This is a genomic window from Bacillus sp. MM2020_4, assembly GCF_011250555.1.
GTDB lineage: Bacteria > Bacillota > Bacilli > Bacillales > Cytobacillaceae > Neobacillus.
The window spans coordinates 1-16,343 of record NZ_JAANMZ010000067.1 but is presented as its reverse complement, the minus strand read 5'-3'; the positions used below and the strand labels follow the sequence as shown (position 1 = coordinate 16,343).

The window sequence follows — 16,343 nt, the reverse complement described above, 5'->3', positions numbered from 1 at the left end:
CCTCCCAAGCTTTTAGAACCTCATATTTATACTCTGCAGAAAAAGCTCTTTTGGACATAAAAAATACTCCCCTTAAGTAGCCAGATTTTTATTTTTTAATCTGTCTACCTAAAGGGGAGCATATCAATTTGTGAGTGTTCTATCGTTTTTTAAATTAACTGGTTTTTACCTAAAGATACCGGTGGTCGGGGTCGAACTGACACTACCTCCTTCCTCTTAAAAATTCCCGGAATTACTATAAAACTCGCAGAACCTTACTTATTTTTTATCTATTTTTCTTAGTTTTTCCATATAGTCCGTACTCAGAAATCCGCTCCCACCTCGAAGTATTTCTTCCACATAATGTTATGGCGGCGCTATTTCAGGTTCTTTATCGACCACGACAAATGTTAGAACGTTTTTGAGAGGCCTACCGTTTACAGTGATTCCGATTAGTGTAGGCCGGTAGCAGCCTGCATTTACCCCTTCTCTTCCATATAAATAAGGAAGAGCTTTTGGTGAAATTTCATAAACTTTACCTTCAACCGTGCCAGGTTCCTCGACAATATCTGCTCGGCCTCCGTCGTGAGACCTTCTAGTAAATTTCAATGAATAACCATCCAACACGCCGCAACCGATAACCTTTTTAAAATAGTGATCAACACCTTCAGTTCGGAATCTAGCATCGTCCATACAACTGCCATACGCAAAATAATAGATAGCTTGTTTTTGTTTACATAATTGATGGACGCACCAGTCGCCATTCTTTATCTGTTTCAGGTTTCGGTTTACCTTTTCATTTGGTAAAATATAGACATATGCTTCTTGGCTTTCTGTAGCGCTATAAACAAGCTGCATTGTTCGGAGATAGTAATTATTTTGACCAGGGCCATGGTATCCCTCGAGTACATCAAGGTCCTTCAACTGGAGTTCATCTACCTGATAAAGCTCTCCGAAAACCCTGCCACTAGCCGAAGGTACAAAATATGGGTAGCCATACTCTGAATCTATCAGCTTGCCAACTGTCCAACACTGTCTTGCTAAACATGTCGCACCATTCAATAGATGATGATTCCGTTCATTTTTCCTTAAAGTTCCATAAACGAATACTCTATATGGTTTCACCATACCTCACTCCTCCCATTTGTTACCCTATCGATTTGCCTTAAGGTTCGTTGCAAATTTCTGCTGTCATGAATGACCGCAGTGATTAAATTAAGCGTGTTATAACAGGCTTCGACATTTAAACTCTCTAATGAAGTATGCTCATTCATATAGCCGGCTGAAAGGTTTACACTTTGAATACCATGTGATGCCCAAATTCTCGTATCGCTGCTTCCACCAGGAGTCGTTTTCCAACCCATCCAGCCCAATCGTTTAGCAGAATCCTCAAAGAAACGGCCATATAATTCATCGCAGAAAGGTTCATATCCACCACATGAAGTGACAATGTCTCCTGTACCACGACGGTCTACTACGATTGCTGCATCTACATCCCACAAGAAGGTTTCATCGATGCTGCGTGCCCCCATTAATCCGATTTCCTCTTCTACTGTAAATATGAATTTTATTTTTCCATTGAATGAGGTTGGCTGTAAACGACGTGCTAACTCCAACATGACCGCTACGCCTGCTCTGTCATCCGCCCCCAGAATTCCTTTGTCACTTGACCATATGGAGCCATTTTTTACGATTGTTCTACCAGGTTCAATCCGTTCTACTGTATCAAGGTGGGCATTCAGTAACAGTGTTGGTCCGTGTCCGGTACCATATGTTTTTTGTGCAAGAATATTCCCTGCTTGATCAACTGTTACATAATCAACATGATGACATAATGCCTCCTTCACGACTTGGCGTATTTCTGTTTCATTGCCACTTTCTCCTTCAATCGATAGAAGTTCTTCCAAGCGTTTAAAAAAGAACTGTTTACGGATAAATTCTATTCCTTTTTCTAGCCAATCTTTCTGAATGTAGGAAAGGTTTTCCGTGATATCAAGCAGTAAATTCCTTTGAATCCTCAAATTCAGGAACCGATTTCTCTTAAAAATATGGGGGATTCCCACTGCCAATAATAGCTCCATTACAGCTTCTACATTCACTTGCCTGATAAAACCAATGGTCGGATTCCTTCGGTTGTGTCCATCACAGCTGCCTTCTGTGAAAAAACCAAGCCGATTCAGCTGTCTTACCATGCCAGCTATATACGTATCAAGTTCCTTTACCTTCGGTTGGTCTTGACCCGGACGAAACCATAAATCTTCTCCCCGTCCTCGATGGTTATTATCAACGATTTCTACCCACCGATCTTCCTCAACAACAGGACTGGTAAGGGACAACACTCCTTGTGATAACGTAAATGAAATCGATAGTTCTTCCAAAGATTCCTGCAAAAATGCCAGGTTCACTTCTGTTTCATTTCGACAATCGAAGATGTTCGGACGCACCTCCGTTACGATAAAACCATGACGTATGAATAATTGATTCCAGCTTTTCATTTGACCATCTCCTCTTTTCTTGATGGTTTCAGTATATAAAAAACGCGATGACACCCCTGTCATCACGTTGGTTTCTTATTCAATTTCTTCATCCACCCGATACATCAGATAGAATCGACAGGACCCGGTAAAATAGTAAGCGGTTTCTCCTTGATGCCTTTTCGTTTGGAATAATGGGGGAAAACCACAATTGATTAATCTGTGTTTCAATCTGTTGACCGATTGAATAAATGTATTTTGTTTGATCGTTTCAACGACAGAAAAAGCATTCCTTGTCACCGGATGGTCTTCGGAACTTTTTATGAGAAAATACCTTAACATATTAGCTTGTTCTTGGGTTAGGGAAGCTTCTTCTCCTTCAAAAAATGCGGTAATCGTTCGATCACTATAATAGATAATGATGGTATTGGCTGGCTGAGATTGAATGAGTTCCTCACATTCTACCTTCGAACAGGTTGTTTTTCCTTCATTGCTTACCTGATAAAATGCATGTCTCTGTAAATAATCTTCATTTTCCTCCATATTTATAAAAAACGAGGAAATCTCTGGAATGGGGATTTTTTGATTTTCCGCTACTGGTAATAGTTTCATTTCTGCATAGGTTGCCTCTGCAATCTTGAAGGCACTATTGGTTAAATATAAGTGTGCATGAATCACTTGTTGGTTGTTTAATTGATACGGATGGTCTTTATGGTATTTTTGATTTGTTAAAGCTTGCTCAAAATAGTGTATGGCTTGGGAATACTGAAGTTTCTTATAGGATAAAAATCCAAGACGGTAGGCAGCAATCATGTTTGTATCATCATATTTCAACGCCTCTTCCAAACACTTTGCAGCTAAGTGGTCGTCTTTTTGATATTCGGTTTTCAAATAGGTTCCGTAATGAATAAGATTGTAAATTAGCTTCTTTTTTACATAATTCAACGTGTGTGAATATTCCTTGTTATTTTTTCGGACAAGCGGTTGCAACCTTCGAACCATTTCCTTATAAAGCCCTATTTTTGCAGCGTAATTTGAATGGCCGTTATTGTCTTCTTGATCATGTAGCTTTTGTTCCAAATCCTCTAATTCTTCTATTGTCTTTTCTCGATAATGCACATACCTCTCCTCCAATACGGGCTTCAATCCAAACATTGAATATACATGTACAAATAGTTTACCATGTTGTTCCAGCTAGATGAATGGATAATTTTGCAGGAGAGTGCCTACTAAAATCCGAATTTGTAGTAACACTGTTTATCTTTCTTCATGAATGAACTCACATTACCTGTCTAAAAATAATATCAAACTACTTTTATATAGAAAGTCCTCCATCTACGGGGATAACAGCTCCATTTATATAACTGGCATCATCGCTGGCTAAGAATAAATAAGTATTGGCGATATCTCTTGGAGTTCCCAGCCGTTGAAGGGATACTTTCTCTTTCATTCCGGTAAGAACCTTTTCAGGCATTTTTTCTGTCATTGGGGTCATGATAAAGCCTGGCGCCACAGCATTCACATTAATTCCTTTTCGACCAAGCTCTTTTGCCCACGTTTGAGTCATGGCAATAACGGCTGCTTTCGTTGCGGCATAATTGGTTTGCCCAAAATTTCCCATTCTTCCCACTATACTGCTCGTATTGATAATTTTGCCGAACCCCTCTTTCACCATATGGGGGACAACAGCCTGGGTACAATGGAAGACACCCGTTTGATTAATGGATACCACCTGATTCCATTGCTCCTCCGTCATTTTTACCAGGGTGGAATCCTGTGTGATACCTGCATTGTTAATCAAGATATCAATTTTCCCATATTGCTCTAATACCTCGTTGACCATCCTATCCACTTGGCAACGTTGTGAAACATCCACACCCAATCCCAAGCCGTTAATTTCTCTTGCAGTTTCCTCCGCTAAATTCTTATGATAATCTGCGACCACAACATGGGCGCCTTCACTAGAAAACAACAGACACGTTTCTTTTCCAAGTCCTCCAGCACCACCAGTTATGATAGCAACTTTCCCTTCAAGTTTCATAAGATCCCCCTTCTCACAGATGCCCCTAACAAGGCCCTATGCCTTCTATCATCATTATGATTATGACTTTGCATTCAGTTGATGTGACGGGTTATTATTTGGTTCAACCGTTACAATATGGTTTGCGATAAAATCCTCGATTTCCTTTTCAGAATAGCCCAAGTGCGCTAAAATCTCCTCGGAATGTTCACCGAGAGATGGAGGAATGGTAAACTCATTTACAGGATTTCCTGGTAGCTTTATCGCAAGGCCTGGAACAGGCACATCCGTATCGCCAATAGGTATAGTCCGAATCATTTCTCTGTGTTGGATTTGTGGATTTTTGATTACTTCCTCTAAGTTATTTACTGGACTGCTGGCAATACCCTTTTGTTGTAAAAGTTGAAAAGCTTCCTCTTTTGTATGTTGAATGGTCCATTCCGCAATGATTTTATCCATATTTTCTCTGTTTTTGAATCTTCCCTCTTCCGTGTAGAATGGCGAATGACGTTGACTCCATTCACTTTTACCAATTAATTTAGCCAATTCGCTCCACTTTTTTTCAGGTGCATTTATATAGGCTCCTAAAAATACATATCCATCCTTTGTCGGAAACGCTTTCGAATATTGAAAACGATCACTCGTTCCCCACCTTTGTTGATTGATTCCATGCAGTTTGGATTCGGCGACGCTAAACCCTAATAATGAAACCAAACCATCAAGCATGCTTATATCCACCAAGCGGCCTTTTCCCGTTCTTTCCTTATGAAACAAGGCTAACATGGTCCCTAAAGTGGCCTGCAGTCCCGCGATATGATCAGCGATAAAAAATCCGACATAGGTCGGTGGGCCATCAGGATGTCCTGTTAATTCAGCTAATCCGCTCATGGACTGTATAACGCCATCATAGGCACCGTAATCCCGGTAAGGGCCCGTTGACCCGAATCCAGTAATATGGACCATGCTAATTTTCGGATTAATGGCGGAAATGGTTTCATAACTAAAGCCTAATTTTTCGGGTACATTGGCACCATAATTGGTGACTAGGACATCCGCCGTTTCAACTAAGCGAAGGAGTATCTCTTTCCCTTTTGAACTTTTCAAGTCTAAGGAAATCGATCGTTTATTCCGATTTTCTGAGGCAAAATACAAACTAATATCGTCATGCAACGGGGCAGATGTTCTTCCCACTTCCCCTTCCAGTCGTTCAATCTTTATGACATCAGCACCATAATCAGCAAGTAATTGGCCACAATAAGGTCCAGCAATATAATGGGTTAAATCCAACACTCTTACTCCAGTTAGAACGGTCATAAATTTCACCTCATTTTTCAAATGATAATCTATCAGAATAGTTATACATCATTCCTCGTTTGCTGAGCCGGAATCGTAGCAATCGCCCTCACTTTAGAACTCACAAGTGCATTGCCACTAAGTTCATTTTTGCGGAAGTTCCCAGGAGATGTACCGACAATTTTTTTAAACGTCTTGATGAAATGATAGATGTTGTTGTAGCCGACATCAGTACTAATTTCTGCAATATCCAAATTGGTGTTAACCAATAACTCTGCGGCTTTATCAATTCTTACTTTATTTAGATAGAGATTGATGGTCATACCGGTATTTTCCTTAAATGTTTTGCAAATATAATTTTTGCTATGACCGACGAACTGTGCAAGGTGGTCCAATGAAATTTCAATCTTATAATTTTGTTGGATCATCTCTTTTATTTGCTCCACCACTTTTGACTTTCGGGGATTTGCCGATATCTCAATTCTTTGAAATCGAATCATATAGTAAAGAGCTGCAATCAATGTATGTGTGGCGATTTCTAGATACCAGGGAAGTGTGTCAATTCCTTCTTTAAAGACCAACTCAAGCATTTCTTCAATCGTATCTGATCCTTGGCATACAATTGGAATCTGGTTAAGCCTTTCTTCAAACTCGTTATCAAAAACAACATACTTTGCTTCCAGCATTCGTAGCGGCTTTCCGTCTACCTCTCGCGTATCAGTTATACCGTGGATATCATTCGGTCTGGTAAAAAGATACATCCCCCGCCCCAGTTTCACGGATTCATTCCCTACGATAAAATCTCCTTCTCCGCTAATGACATAGTAAATCTGAAAGTACTCATGTTTATGAGGGATGAGACTACTACCTGACGGATATTCACTTTTGGCAAGCCAAAGTATATTGATCATATGCTTGTTCATCTATTTAATCACCTTACTATCATTTTAGTACTATACTATTTCTTGACCCTCCTCTCAAATTCCTCTCGATCGGTTCATCAAGTTGTAGCACCACCGCTTAAGATGAGGCAATGACCCGAAATGAAACTGGCATCATCACTGGAGAGGAAGGATACGGCACTAGCGACTTCATTTGGTTGTCCAAGCCTTCTTAACGGGATCAGTTTCATATGTTCAGCGATGATTTCTTCCGGAACATGATGGTACATATCCGTTTCAATATATCCGGGAGCAACACAGTTCACGGTAATATTTTTGGGACCGCCTTCCTTCGCCAGCGTTTTTGAAAATCCAATCAATCCCGCTTTTGAGGCGGCGTAATTCGCTTGGCCTGCATTACCAAAGGCAGAAACCGATGAGATATTGACGATTCTTCCATACGACTGATTCCGCATAATCGGGATGACGTATTTACAAAGGTGGTAGGCACCCTTGAGATTCACATTTATCACAGCATCCCAAGCTTCATCCGCCATCTTGTGGAACATACTGTCCCTTGTGATACCAGCATTATTGACGAGGATGTCCACCGTGCCAAACCGTTCAACAACTTGGGAAACAGCGGTGCTTACGTGTGCTTCGTTGGAGACATCACACCTAATAGGCAAGACCTTATTACTGATTTCACCGAGGTTCGAAATCATTCTTTCCACGAGCCCAACATCATATTCGAGTACCGCTACGCCTTCAATACCGTCCTCCAAAAAGCGTTTGACGATTGATTCACCGATCCCTTTCCCGCCTCCTGTAACAATCGCGTATTTTCCTGACAATTTCCCCATGTTCATAACCTCCTATATATATAACTTTGCCTCCACGAGCTTCGGGGCTGCCGTGCATGTGATCATCTTTGTCGCTAAGACCCTATTCCTGTTTATTTTAGATGACACCAAGTTGTACCAAGTGATGAAAGTCATCATCAGATAGATTGAGTAAGCCTTGATAAATCTCGTTATTATGCCACCCTAAAGGAGCCCCAGCCCATTTGACTTGCCCTGGTGTCTTTGAAAACTTGGGTACGATCCCCTGCATTTTTATATCCTTATTAAGGGCATAATCAAAAACTGAAATAATATTTTCTCTTTCTCGCACATGTGGATCATGATATAGGTCAGCAACTGAATTTACGGTTGAATAAGCAACTCCGTGCTTTTCCAAGCGTTGGCGTGAATATTCAAGTGTGTGTTCCGAAAAGAATGAATGGAGATATTCGTCTAATTCATCGCGATTTCTTACTCGTAATTGATTGGTGAGAAATCTTGGATCATTCACTAATTCTGGATGTCCGATGGCGGTCATTAATCTTTCAAAAATATTTTGGGTCGATGCGGGTATGACAATCCATTTATGATCTTTTGTATCATATAGATCATTTGGGGCAACAACAGGATTATACGTCCCTCTCCGTTCAGGAATTTTCCCCTCAAGATCATAATCCACGATGTAGTTCTCCATCACTCGTACCAGTGGTTCATATAAGGATAAATCAATTAGTTGGCCTACTCCTGTCTGCTTATAGTGATAAAGGGCTAGCATGACAGAAAACGCACCATAAACCCCTCCCATTGCATCGGCGATGGGATAACCTGAAAAAATGGGCTTCCGATCTGGGTAACCAGTCATGTAGGTTAATCCTGAGAACGATTCAGCCACCCTAGCAAACCCCGGTTTTTCAGCGTATGGTCCATTTCTTCCAAATGCCGAGAAATGAATCATGACCAGATTTTCTTTTACTTTTACTAAATCCGCGTAATCAATATTCCATCTTCTTAACGTTTCAGGCCTGAAATTGGTAATCACCACATCAGCCTTGGAGACGAGTTGATAATAGAGTTGAACTCCTTCTTCTTGGTTAAAATCTAATGTAATCGCTTTCTTGTTTCTATTGGTCACCTTCCATGTGCCTTCTCCAAAATGACGGGTTTGATCCCCTTTCCCTGGTTGTTCAATCTTAATCACTTCTGCTCCGAAATCACCAAGCAAGTTGGCTATTAAAGGTGCTGCCAAGACTGTAGATGCATCGATTACCCGAATTCCTTGTAAAATATTATTTTCTGACAATCCATTAACCCCTTTCCATAGCCTTTTCCAAGCATTTCAATGGCGTTATTTACTAAATCTATCAATTGCGAATGACTCATGCTGGTTACATAATCATCTTATTTGTCACAGATACTTCTTCCTCATACAATAAACAAGCAGTCAGACTATCTTTTGAGGTATGGATTAGACTTGGATTTATGCTCTTACATTTTTCCATTGCTACAGGACAACGTGTATGGAAACGACAGCCTGTTGGAGGGTTTGCAGGACTTGGCAAGTCTCCTTTTAGAATAATCCGCTCCCTGTCCCGCAATTTGGGATTAGCGATCGGTACGGCTGATAACAATGCCTTTGTATATGGATGATGAGGGTTTGCGAATAATTCCTCTTTCTCCGCGAATTCTGAAATTTTGCCTAAATACATGACGGCTATTTTATCACTGATATGCTTGACGGCTTGGATCCCGTGGGCGATAAATAGATAGGATAGGCCCATGTCTTTTTGAATTTCTTTTAATAGATTTAAGATTTGGGCTTGGATGGAAACGTCCAATGCAGAGACGGGCTCATCACAGACAATCAATTTTGGCTGTAAGGCAAGGGAGCGGGCAATCCCAATTCTTTGTCTTTGTCCCCCTGAAAATTCAATCGAGTACCTGCTGCCATGATAGGCGGCCAGACCTACTCTTTCCAGTAGTTCATCGACCCTTTTCCTTCGTTCTTTTTTTGTTCCCACTTTATGAAGGACTAGAGGCTCAGCAATAATATCCGCGACCGTCATCCTGGGATTAAGTGAAGAATAGGAATCTTGGAAAATCATCTGCAGATTCTTCCCCAATTCTTTTTTGCTCTTATATTCAGAAAGTTTCCTTCCTTCAAAATAGATGTCCCCAGCTGTCGGCTCTGAAAGCCCCACAACCATTCTTCCTATGGTTGATTTCCCGCATCCAGACTCTCCCACCAAACCCACGGTTTCACCGGGATAAATTTTAAGATCGATTCCATCCACAGCTTTTACAAATTGATTTTTTTTACCAAAGAGCCCACTTCCAACTGGAAAGTGTTTTTTGATGCCTTTAAGTGTCAAAAGCGGCTGATTTTCTGTCATCTTCCCCCAACCCCTTCCATGGTGAGTGGATTCCAACAGGAAACACGGTTCCCTGTTGAATGTTTTTTCAATGCAGGAGATACTTCGTGACATTTTTCCGTTGCAAATGCACAGCGTGTCACGAAGTTACAGCCATTTGGCAATTCAAGCGGATTTGGCACAACCCCTGGAATCGCATCCAATATTTCCTTTGAGGGCCCGTATAATGATGGAATACTATCCATTAGCCCCTTTGTATAAGGATGTCCGGGATTTTCAAAGATTTCCTCCACTGTGCCTTCCTCGACAATTTTTCCGCAATACATGACTAGCACACGGTCAGCAGTTTCAGCTACCACCCCAAGGTCATGTGTGATTAATAGAATCGAGATGCCAAATTCCTTCTGTATTTCTCGTAAAAGATTTAAGATTTGCAACTGTATCGTCACGTCAAGGGCCGTTGTCGGTTCATCAGCGATGAGGAGTTTCGGATTGCAGGCAAGCGCGATGGCAATCATGGCTCTTTGCCTCATTCCACCGGATAATTGATGTGGGTAATCATTGAGACGCCTTTCCGCATCAGGAATACCGACTTTATTCAGCAGCTCCAAGGCTATTTTTTTCGCTTCTCGATAGCTTACCTTTTTATGAAGAACAATCGATTCAGCTATTTGTTTCCCAATCGGGTGGACTGGATTCAGGGAAGACATAGGATCCTGGAAAATCATCGCAATGTCATTTCCACGAATTTTTTGTAATTCCTTTTCTTTTAATTTCAAGATATCTCGGCCTTCAAACAGGATAGAGCTTTCCGAACGATATTTGATGGCACCAGCATTTAATCCCATAATAGAAAGAGAAGAAACACTCTTCCCACTTCCTGATTCACCCACTAAGGCTACAATCTCACCTTTCTTAATAGAAAAAGAAATATCATCGACCGGCTTAATCTCTCCTTTTGGGGACGGGATGTATGCTTTTAGTTGATGGACTTCCAGTATTGGTGTATCTGCATTCAAATGGTCTCTCCCCCTTTGTTACGATGTTTTTTGTTTTGGATCGAGCGCTACCCTTAAACCGTCACCGAGAAAATTCCCAGCCAAGATGGTAAACAGGATGGCAATCCCAGGGTAAACCATCATCCATGGATTCACGTCAATCAAGCTGTAGCCTTGCTGAATCAAACTCCCCCAGCTTACATCGGGAGGCTGGGCGCCCAAACCAAGAAAGCTAAGCGTGGTTTCAATCAGAATCGCAATACTGAGATTAAAGGACGCTTGAACAACAATGGGTGGTGAGATATTTGGAATAATATGTTTAACCATTATCCATACAGATCCCGCCCCAGAAATTTTGGCCGCCTCCACATATGGCTCTGAACGTATTTGCAGGGTCTGTCCTCTGGCCAGCCTGGCAAATTGTGGGGTAAAGACAACCCCAATCGCCATCATCGCATTCCAAAGGTTAACACCTAAGGCGCTTGTAATGCCCAAAGCAAGGATAATGGCCGGAATGGCAATGATCGCATCTACAATCCGCATAAAAATATCATCGATCATACCGCCAAAATACCCGCTTAAAATCCCCAAAGGTACTCCAATAAAAAGGGGAATCATAATCGAGAACAAGGCTGCCTTAATCGCAGTCTGTGAACCTACTAGCAGTTGACTAAAAATATCAGATCCCAATCCGTCTGTACCCAGCCAATGCTTAGCACTAGGCGGCGACATGACCTGTGATAAATCTTGTTTGAAAGGCTCGTAGGGTGCAATAAATGGTGCCAAAATGGCCATAATGGTAAGTAGGGCAAGAAAGATAAAACTGGCAAAGGCAAGTCTTTCGGCCATTAATCGTTTAAAGATTGTTTTAAAACTCATCCTCTTAATCCTCTCTAATATTCGATTCTTGGATCTAACAGCGCATAAACAATATCTGTAATAAAGTTAATGACGATAACCATCACAATCATGACAAGGACAACACCCTGGACCATTGTGAAGTCACGCTGTTCAATGGCATTGACAGCAAGCTGCCCCATTCCTGGAATAGCAAAAATACTTTCAACCACAACCGTCGCTCCTAACGCGTTGCCAAACATGAGACCAATCGTTGTGATAACTGGTACCATAGCGTTCTGGAGCGCATGTTTAAATATGGCCCGATAACGGGTCGCCCCTTTTGAATAGGCCGTACGAACAAATTCTGCATCCATTGTTTCCATCAATGAGGAGCGCAAATGCCGTGTAATGATGGCAATCCCGGCTAAACTCATGGAAAAGCCTGGGAGAATAATAGATTTTAAGAACAATCCAGGTCCATCTGTAATACTGGTAAATCCAATGGCCGGAAACCAATTAAGTGTTAGGCTAAAAAGGATGATGAGGACCATAGCAACTAAAAAGTTCGGTATCGCTGTCCCTAAAGTGCCAAAGAAACGCGCCACATAATCCATCCAGCTATTTGGGAAATAGATCGAGGTAATAGCAAAAAACATCCCGCCAGCAATGGCAAAAATCATTCCCACCACAACTAGTTGAATGGTAACAAAAAGAGTATGCATGATAGCTTCATCCACAAGTTGACCTGTAAAAATGGATCTCCCTAAATCCCCATGAATCGCATGATTTAGCCAATGAAAATATTGGAGGATAACTGGTTGATCAAGTCCTAATTGGCTGCGCAATTCTATCACTTTTTCATGCGTGGCACTATCACCAAGCATGGCGAGGACTGGATCACCTGGTATTAATAAAATTAACGAAAATACCAAAAAGGTGGTAAAAAACAGCATCGGGATAACATAGAGCAGGCGGCGCAGCAGAAATTTCAAAAACATGTTTACCCTCCTTTGTAAAAGAGAGTGAAGTAGGATAGAAATCCCACTTCACCATTCAAATTATTTTTGATCTGCCCAAAGCTGTGAGAAGATCGGCTTTCCTAACAAGTTTGGCTCAAAGCCCTTGATTTTCTTGTCCATTGCATGTGTGATCGACCCGGAGAATAATGGAATTGAGAATCCTTGTTGGATGATCGCCTCGTTAATGATTTTTCCATACAGCTCTCCCCGTTTATCCTGATCATACGTGCCGGCAGCTTCTGAAATAAGGGATTCCAATTCTGGTGTAGAAAGCTTTCCAGGATTATAAAAGCTATCTTTTGAGTACAAACTATTAATCGTCATTTGTGGGTCTGGCCGTCCTGACCAGTTCCCTGTCAGCGCATCCGTGTCTTTATCCGTCATAAACTTTTGTACAGCTGCATTTGCTTCTAATGGCTCGATCTTTACGGTTATGCCCACTTTTTCCAGTTGTCCTTTAATGGCATTGGCTAACCTCGTCCAATAATCAATTGGATACGTTACGAGCGTGAACGAAACATTGGTAAGACCGGCATCCTTTAGGAGCTGCTTTGCTTTTTCAGGGTCATACTTGATGGTGATCCCTTGGTCATGTGCCCAATACCCTTTAGGGAATGGCTGAGCGGTGGCTTCCCCTTGACCAAAGTTAATCGCATTAATGATTTCGTTACGATCAATTCCATATAATACAGCTAAGCGGGCCGCTTGGTTATTAAACGGTTCCACATTTGTTTTGAGATAAAGCATGTTGAGACCTAAAGTTTGTTCTGTACTTAAGACCACTTTAGGGTTTTTCTCTAATGAAGGAATCATCTGTGCTTGCACTCCCGGAACAAAATCAACTTGACCCGTTTTCAAGGCATTGACTTGTGAATTGGCATCAGGAATGACTTTTACCGTTATTTTATCAAGGTACGGCTGGCCCTCTTTCCAGTAATCCTTATTTGCTTCGTAGTCAATCTGGCCATTTGGAACATGATTAGTCACTTTGAATGGACCAGCTCCCACAGGATGTTGGGCGTAATCTGCACCATACTTATTTACAGCTGCTGGAGAAACCATCATTCCACCGCGATCCGTTAAGGCTAGCAAAACAGAAGAATCAGGCTTAGCTAAATGAAGTTTTACTGTCTGTTCGTCAACAACTTCCACACTTTCGATACTCTTTAAATCACTGACTTGTGAATCGGCTGAATTGACGCGTTCTATATTAAATTTGACCGCTTCTGCATCGAAGTTCGTCCCATCTTGGAAGGTTACGCCCTTTCTAAGATGAAGAATCAATGTCTTGTCATCTGGAATATCCCAAGATTCAGCTAACCCTGGTTCAGGCTTCAAATCAGGGGTGAATGTTACGAGTGTGTCATATATGGGCCATAACAATGAATGGTCATTACCCGTCGTTCCTTTAATAGGATCAAAGTTTGTAACATCCGCCACATATGCAACCGTAATGGCTCCACCTCTTTGCGGCTTCCCCTTTGATGCATTGTCTGAAGGGGTACTTCCTTTAGAGGTTGAACTTTCAGAGGTCGAACTTTCTGAACTATTACATCCTGCCAATACCATCGTCAAAGCAACTAAAAGCAATAGGATAGCTTGAAAACTTTTCTTTAATTTTGGCATTCTTGCAAATCCCCCTATTTATTTACTATTTTGAAAGACTTGTTCCCAGTTCAATCGTTTTTGACGCTCAGGATCATGTACAACCTTACATGTTGTATGAAAAAGCATTGTTGCTCTGTTTTCCAAATCGTATTTCGGCCAATTAGGTAATTCCGTTATATTCGGATCACCATGATGCGCAAAAGCAATCCATCCCAGGTGCATCTGTTCAGCTAGTTTGTACCGATGAGGATCATTTCCTGTCATATTCTCCGTTTCTTTATTACGCAGGTTATTCCAGACAAAAGGAATCTCAAGTGCATGAAATGCCTTTAAATCTCCATCGGATACGCTACTTTCATAGTCAAATCGGTACATCCACACAGGAGCCCCAAGTCTTGCTTGACTAGCACAGAAAAAATAGGCCGGAACTGTAAATACATAGTGGGTCATGGCATCTTCATAGAGTGACCGATTTACCTCCTTACCTTGCCATACATATTGGGATACATTCTTCCAATAGGGGTGGAATGAAAGTTCGAAAAAATTCTGCAATGTACTTTGATCCATTTGTTCCCACATGGGATCGAAATGGGTAAAAAGGAGTGATTCATCCTTAGTTGTACCGACTAATACAGGAATATCGCTTGCAAAGCCTTCATCCAGGACTTTTTCCGGATTGGCGGACATGTTTATTCCATCCCCAACAGGGCCAAATGCCGTTCGTGGAAAGATGTTAATAGCCTTTAAAATAGTTTCTCCTGGAATCTTTTCTAATTCTGACAGGTCTTTTGGATTCACCTGAAGTTCTGAGAGAAGTTGTTCCGTCATTTCATTTGCTTTTTCAACGGGAACCTTACATCTAGCAGTGCCACTTTGCAGGATGGCTTTATGAAAAAGCCCTTTTGCAATTGGCATGGATAAAAGATTACCCACACTGACAGCTCCCGCAGATTCACCAAAAATCGTGATATTATTTGGATCTCCGCCAAAGGCTTCGATATTTTCTTTGACCCATTTTAATGCAGCCACTTGGTCGAGGAGTCCGCAGTTTCCTGAACCTCGATAGGCTTCACCCCCCATATCGCTTAAATGAAGAAATCCAAAAACACCAAGACGATAATTGAGTGTGACGATAACCACATTTCCTTGTTCCGCAAATGATTTTCCGTCATATAAATGGCTTGAACCAGACCCATACATAAATGAACCTCCATGGATCCAAACCATTACAGGCCGCCGTTTAGTATCTGAACCTGGTGACCAAATATTGAGATATAAACAATCTTCACTTGTATTCGTTGGCGAGTCACCTAAAAACTTCATTGCTAGGCTTTCGGATTGAAGTGATGCTGGACCAAATTTTTTAGCTTCCCTCACCCCTAGCCAAGATTCTGGTGGCTGTGGTGCACGAAATCGGAGAGAATGAATCGGTGGTGCCGCATAAGGAATACCTTTCCAAATGCAAATTTCTCCCTCTCGTATCCCTTCCACCATACCAAAGCGGGTTTTTGCTAAGACCACTGACATTTTATTCCTCCCCTACTTTACTGAATAACGAATTGGGCCCATGACCCACCAGTTTTCAGTCGGATCATTTTGACAATTTAGAAAAAGAATTGGACTTACGTCACCTTTTTTACATAGAGGCGATCCACAAAATCCATATGTATTGCTACTTTTTCCAACGTCGGCTTCCTTGTAGCATATGTGTTACTTGAAATTCTGAGCGAAGGTTATCCAATCGAGATATAGAGCGTTGCTGGCGCTTTTTTGTTTGAATGTTTCAAATTTCCGAGAATGAAATAGCGGCATGACGCTTTGGTAGAATGCTTGTGCAGTTTCTTTTGAGGTAATAGTAGCGGAACAGTGCGTGAGTCCTTATCTTTCTTTCACAAACTAAAAATGAAGCGTTTACAGTTTATTTTGCTAGTGAAATGTAAACCTTTACGTTTTTCTCACCACCTTTAGCTAGTGTGAAACACTCGAATAATATATAACAATTGATATCCATCAATTAATC

14 protein-coding genes are annotated in these 16,343 nt (G+C 41.4%); all 14 read right to left on the bottom strand.

Translation table 11 applies throughout. The annotated features are described in order from the left end of the window. Nucleotides 1-345 precede the first annotated feature (345 nt). Complete coding sequence (locus G6554_RS23920) at nt 346-1,107, bottom strand: gamma-glutamylcyclotransferase family protein (protein ID WP_166246581.1); 762 nt, start codon at nt 1,105-1,107, stop codon at nt 346-348. Then, nucleotides 1,101-2,474, bottom strand: coding sequence for a M20/M25/M40 family metallo-hydrolase (locus G6554_RS23915; RefSeq protein ID WP_166246579.1), 1,374 nt, complete (start codon nt 2,472-2,474; stop codon nt 1,101-1,103). Before G6554_RS23915 ends, G6554_RS23920 begins: the two co-directional genes overlap by 7 nt. Before the next feature lie 75 nt (nt 2,475-2,549). Further along, the gene (locus G6554_RS23910; protein ID WP_166246577.1) at nt 2,550-3,572 is read right to left on the bottom strand and encodes a hypothetical protein; all 1,023 of its coding nucleotides are present in this window, start codon (nt 3,570-3,572) and stop codon (nt 2,550-2,552) included. Between the two features lie 196 nt (nt 3,573-3,768). Next, nucleotides 3,769-4,494, bottom strand: a complete 726-nt coding sequence (locus G6554_RS23905; RefSeq protein WP_166246575.1) for a beta-ketoacyl-ACP reductase — start codon at nt 4,492-4,494, stop codon at nt 3,769-3,771. A gap of 60 nt (nt 4,495-4,554) precedes the next feature. Beyond that, entirely contained in the window at nt 4,555-5,787 is a 1,233-nt protein-coding gene (locus tag G6554_RS23900; RefSeq protein ID WP_166246573.1) for a CaiB/BaiF CoA transferase family protein, read from the bottom strand. A 41-nt stretch (nt 5,788-5,828) separates the two neighbouring features. Further along, entirely contained in the window at nt 5,829-6,689 is an 861-nt protein-coding gene (locus G6554_RS23895) for a helix-turn-helix domain-containing protein (protein WP_166246571.1), read from the bottom strand. Between the two features lie 77 nt (nt 6,690-6,766). After that, entirely contained in the window at nt 6,767-7,510 is a 744-nt protein-coding gene (locus tag G6554_RS23890) for an SDR family oxidoreductase (protein ID WP_166246569.1), read from the bottom strand. A 97-nt stretch (nt 7,511-7,607) separates the two neighbouring features. Further along, nucleotides 7,608-8,789, bottom strand: a complete 1,182-nt coding sequence (locus G6554_RS23885) for a CaiB/BaiF CoA transferase family protein (protein ID WP_166246567.1) — start codon at nt 8,787-8,789, stop codon at nt 7,608-7,610. Nucleotides 8,790-8,874: 85 nt separating this feature from the next. Next, complete coding sequence (locus tag G6554_RS23880; RefSeq protein WP_166246565.1) at nt 8,875-9,879, bottom strand: ABC transporter ATP-binding protein; 1,005 nt, start codon at nt 9,877-9,879, stop codon at nt 8,875-8,877. Continuing rightward, on the bottom strand, nt 9,876-10,877 hold the full coding sequence (locus G6554_RS23875; protein ID WP_166246563.1) for an ABC transporter ATP-binding protein: 1,002 nt from the start codon (nt 10,875-10,877) through the stop codon (nt 9,876-9,878). Before G6554_RS23875 ends, G6554_RS23880 begins: the two co-directional genes overlap by 4 nt. An 18-nt stretch (nt 10,878-10,895) precedes the next feature. Next, nucleotides 10,896-11,735 carry an ABC transporter permease gene (locus G6554_RS23870; RefSeq protein ID WP_166246561.1) on the bottom strand — a complete coding sequence of 280 codons (840 nt, stop codon included), beginning with the start codon at nt 11,733-11,735 and terminating at the stop codon, nt 10,896-10,898. A 14-nt stretch (nt 11,736-11,749) separates the two neighbouring features. Beyond that, nucleotides 11,750-12,694, bottom strand: a complete 945-nt coding sequence (locus G6554_RS23865) for an ABC transporter permease (protein ID WP_166246559.1) — start codon at nt 12,692-12,694, stop codon at nt 11,750-11,752. 60 nt (nt 12,695-12,754) lie between these two features. Then, nucleotides 12,755-14,341, bottom strand: coding sequence for an ABC transporter substrate-binding protein (locus G6554_RS23860; protein WP_166246557.1), 1,587 nt, complete (start codon nt 14,339-14,341; stop codon nt 12,755-12,757). An 18-nt stretch (nt 14,342-14,359) separates the two neighbouring features. Next, the gene (locus G6554_RS23855) at nt 14,360-15,850 is read right to left on the bottom strand and encodes a carboxylesterase/lipase family protein (protein WP_166246555.1); all 1,491 of its coding nucleotides are present in this window, start codon (nt 15,848-15,850) and stop codon (nt 14,360-14,362) included. Between the last annotated feature and the right edge of the window lie 493 nt (nt 15,851-16,343).

What these genes read in the sequence shown, in the direction of transcription:
- G6554_RS23900 (WP_166246573.1), bottom strand. Translation starts at nt 5,787, where the DNA reads ATGACCGTTCTAACTGGAGTAAGAGTGTTGGATTTAACCCATTATATT.
- G6554_RS23870 (WP_166246561.1), bottom strand. Translation starts at nt 11,735, where the DNA reads ATGAGTTTTAAAACAATCTTTAAACGATTAATGGCCGAAAGACTTGCC.
- G6554_RS23905 (WP_166246575.1), bottom strand. Translation starts at nt 4,494, where the DNA reads ATGAAACTTGAAGGGAAAGTTGCTATCATAACTGGTGGTGCTGGAGGA.
- G6554_RS23920 (WP_166246581.1), bottom strand. Translation starts at nt 1,107, where the DNA reads ATGGTGAAACCATATAGAGTATTCGTTTATGGAACTTTAAGGAAAAAT.
- G6554_RS23855 (WP_166246555.1), bottom strand. Translation starts at nt 15,850, where the DNA reads ATGTCAGTGGTCTTAGCAAAAACCCGCTTTGGTATGGTGGAAGGGATA.
- G6554_RS23880 (WP_166246565.1), bottom strand. Translation starts at nt 9,879, where the DNA reads ATGACAGAAAATCAGCCGCTTTTGACACTTAAAGGCATCAAAAAACAC.
- G6554_RS23890 (WP_166246569.1), bottom strand. Translation starts at nt 7,510, where the DNA reads ATGGGGAAATTGTCAGGAAAATACGCGATTGTTACAGGAGGCGGGAAA.
- G6554_RS23860 (WP_166246557.1), bottom strand. Translation starts at nt 14,341, where the DNA reads ATGCCAAAATTAAAGAAAAGTTTTCAAGCTATCCTATTGCTTTTAGTT.
- G6554_RS23895 (WP_166246571.1), bottom strand. Translation starts at nt 6,689, where the DNA reads ATGAACAAGCATATGATCAATATACTTTGGCTTGCCAAAAGTGAATAT.
- G6554_RS23915 (WP_166246579.1), bottom strand. Translation starts at nt 2,474, where the DNA reads ATGAAAAGCTGGAATCAATTATTCATACGTCATGGTTTTATCGTAACG.
- G6554_RS23865 (WP_166246559.1), bottom strand. Translation starts at nt 12,694, where the DNA reads ATGTTTTTGAAATTTCTGCTGCGCCGCCTGCTCTATGTTATCCCGATG.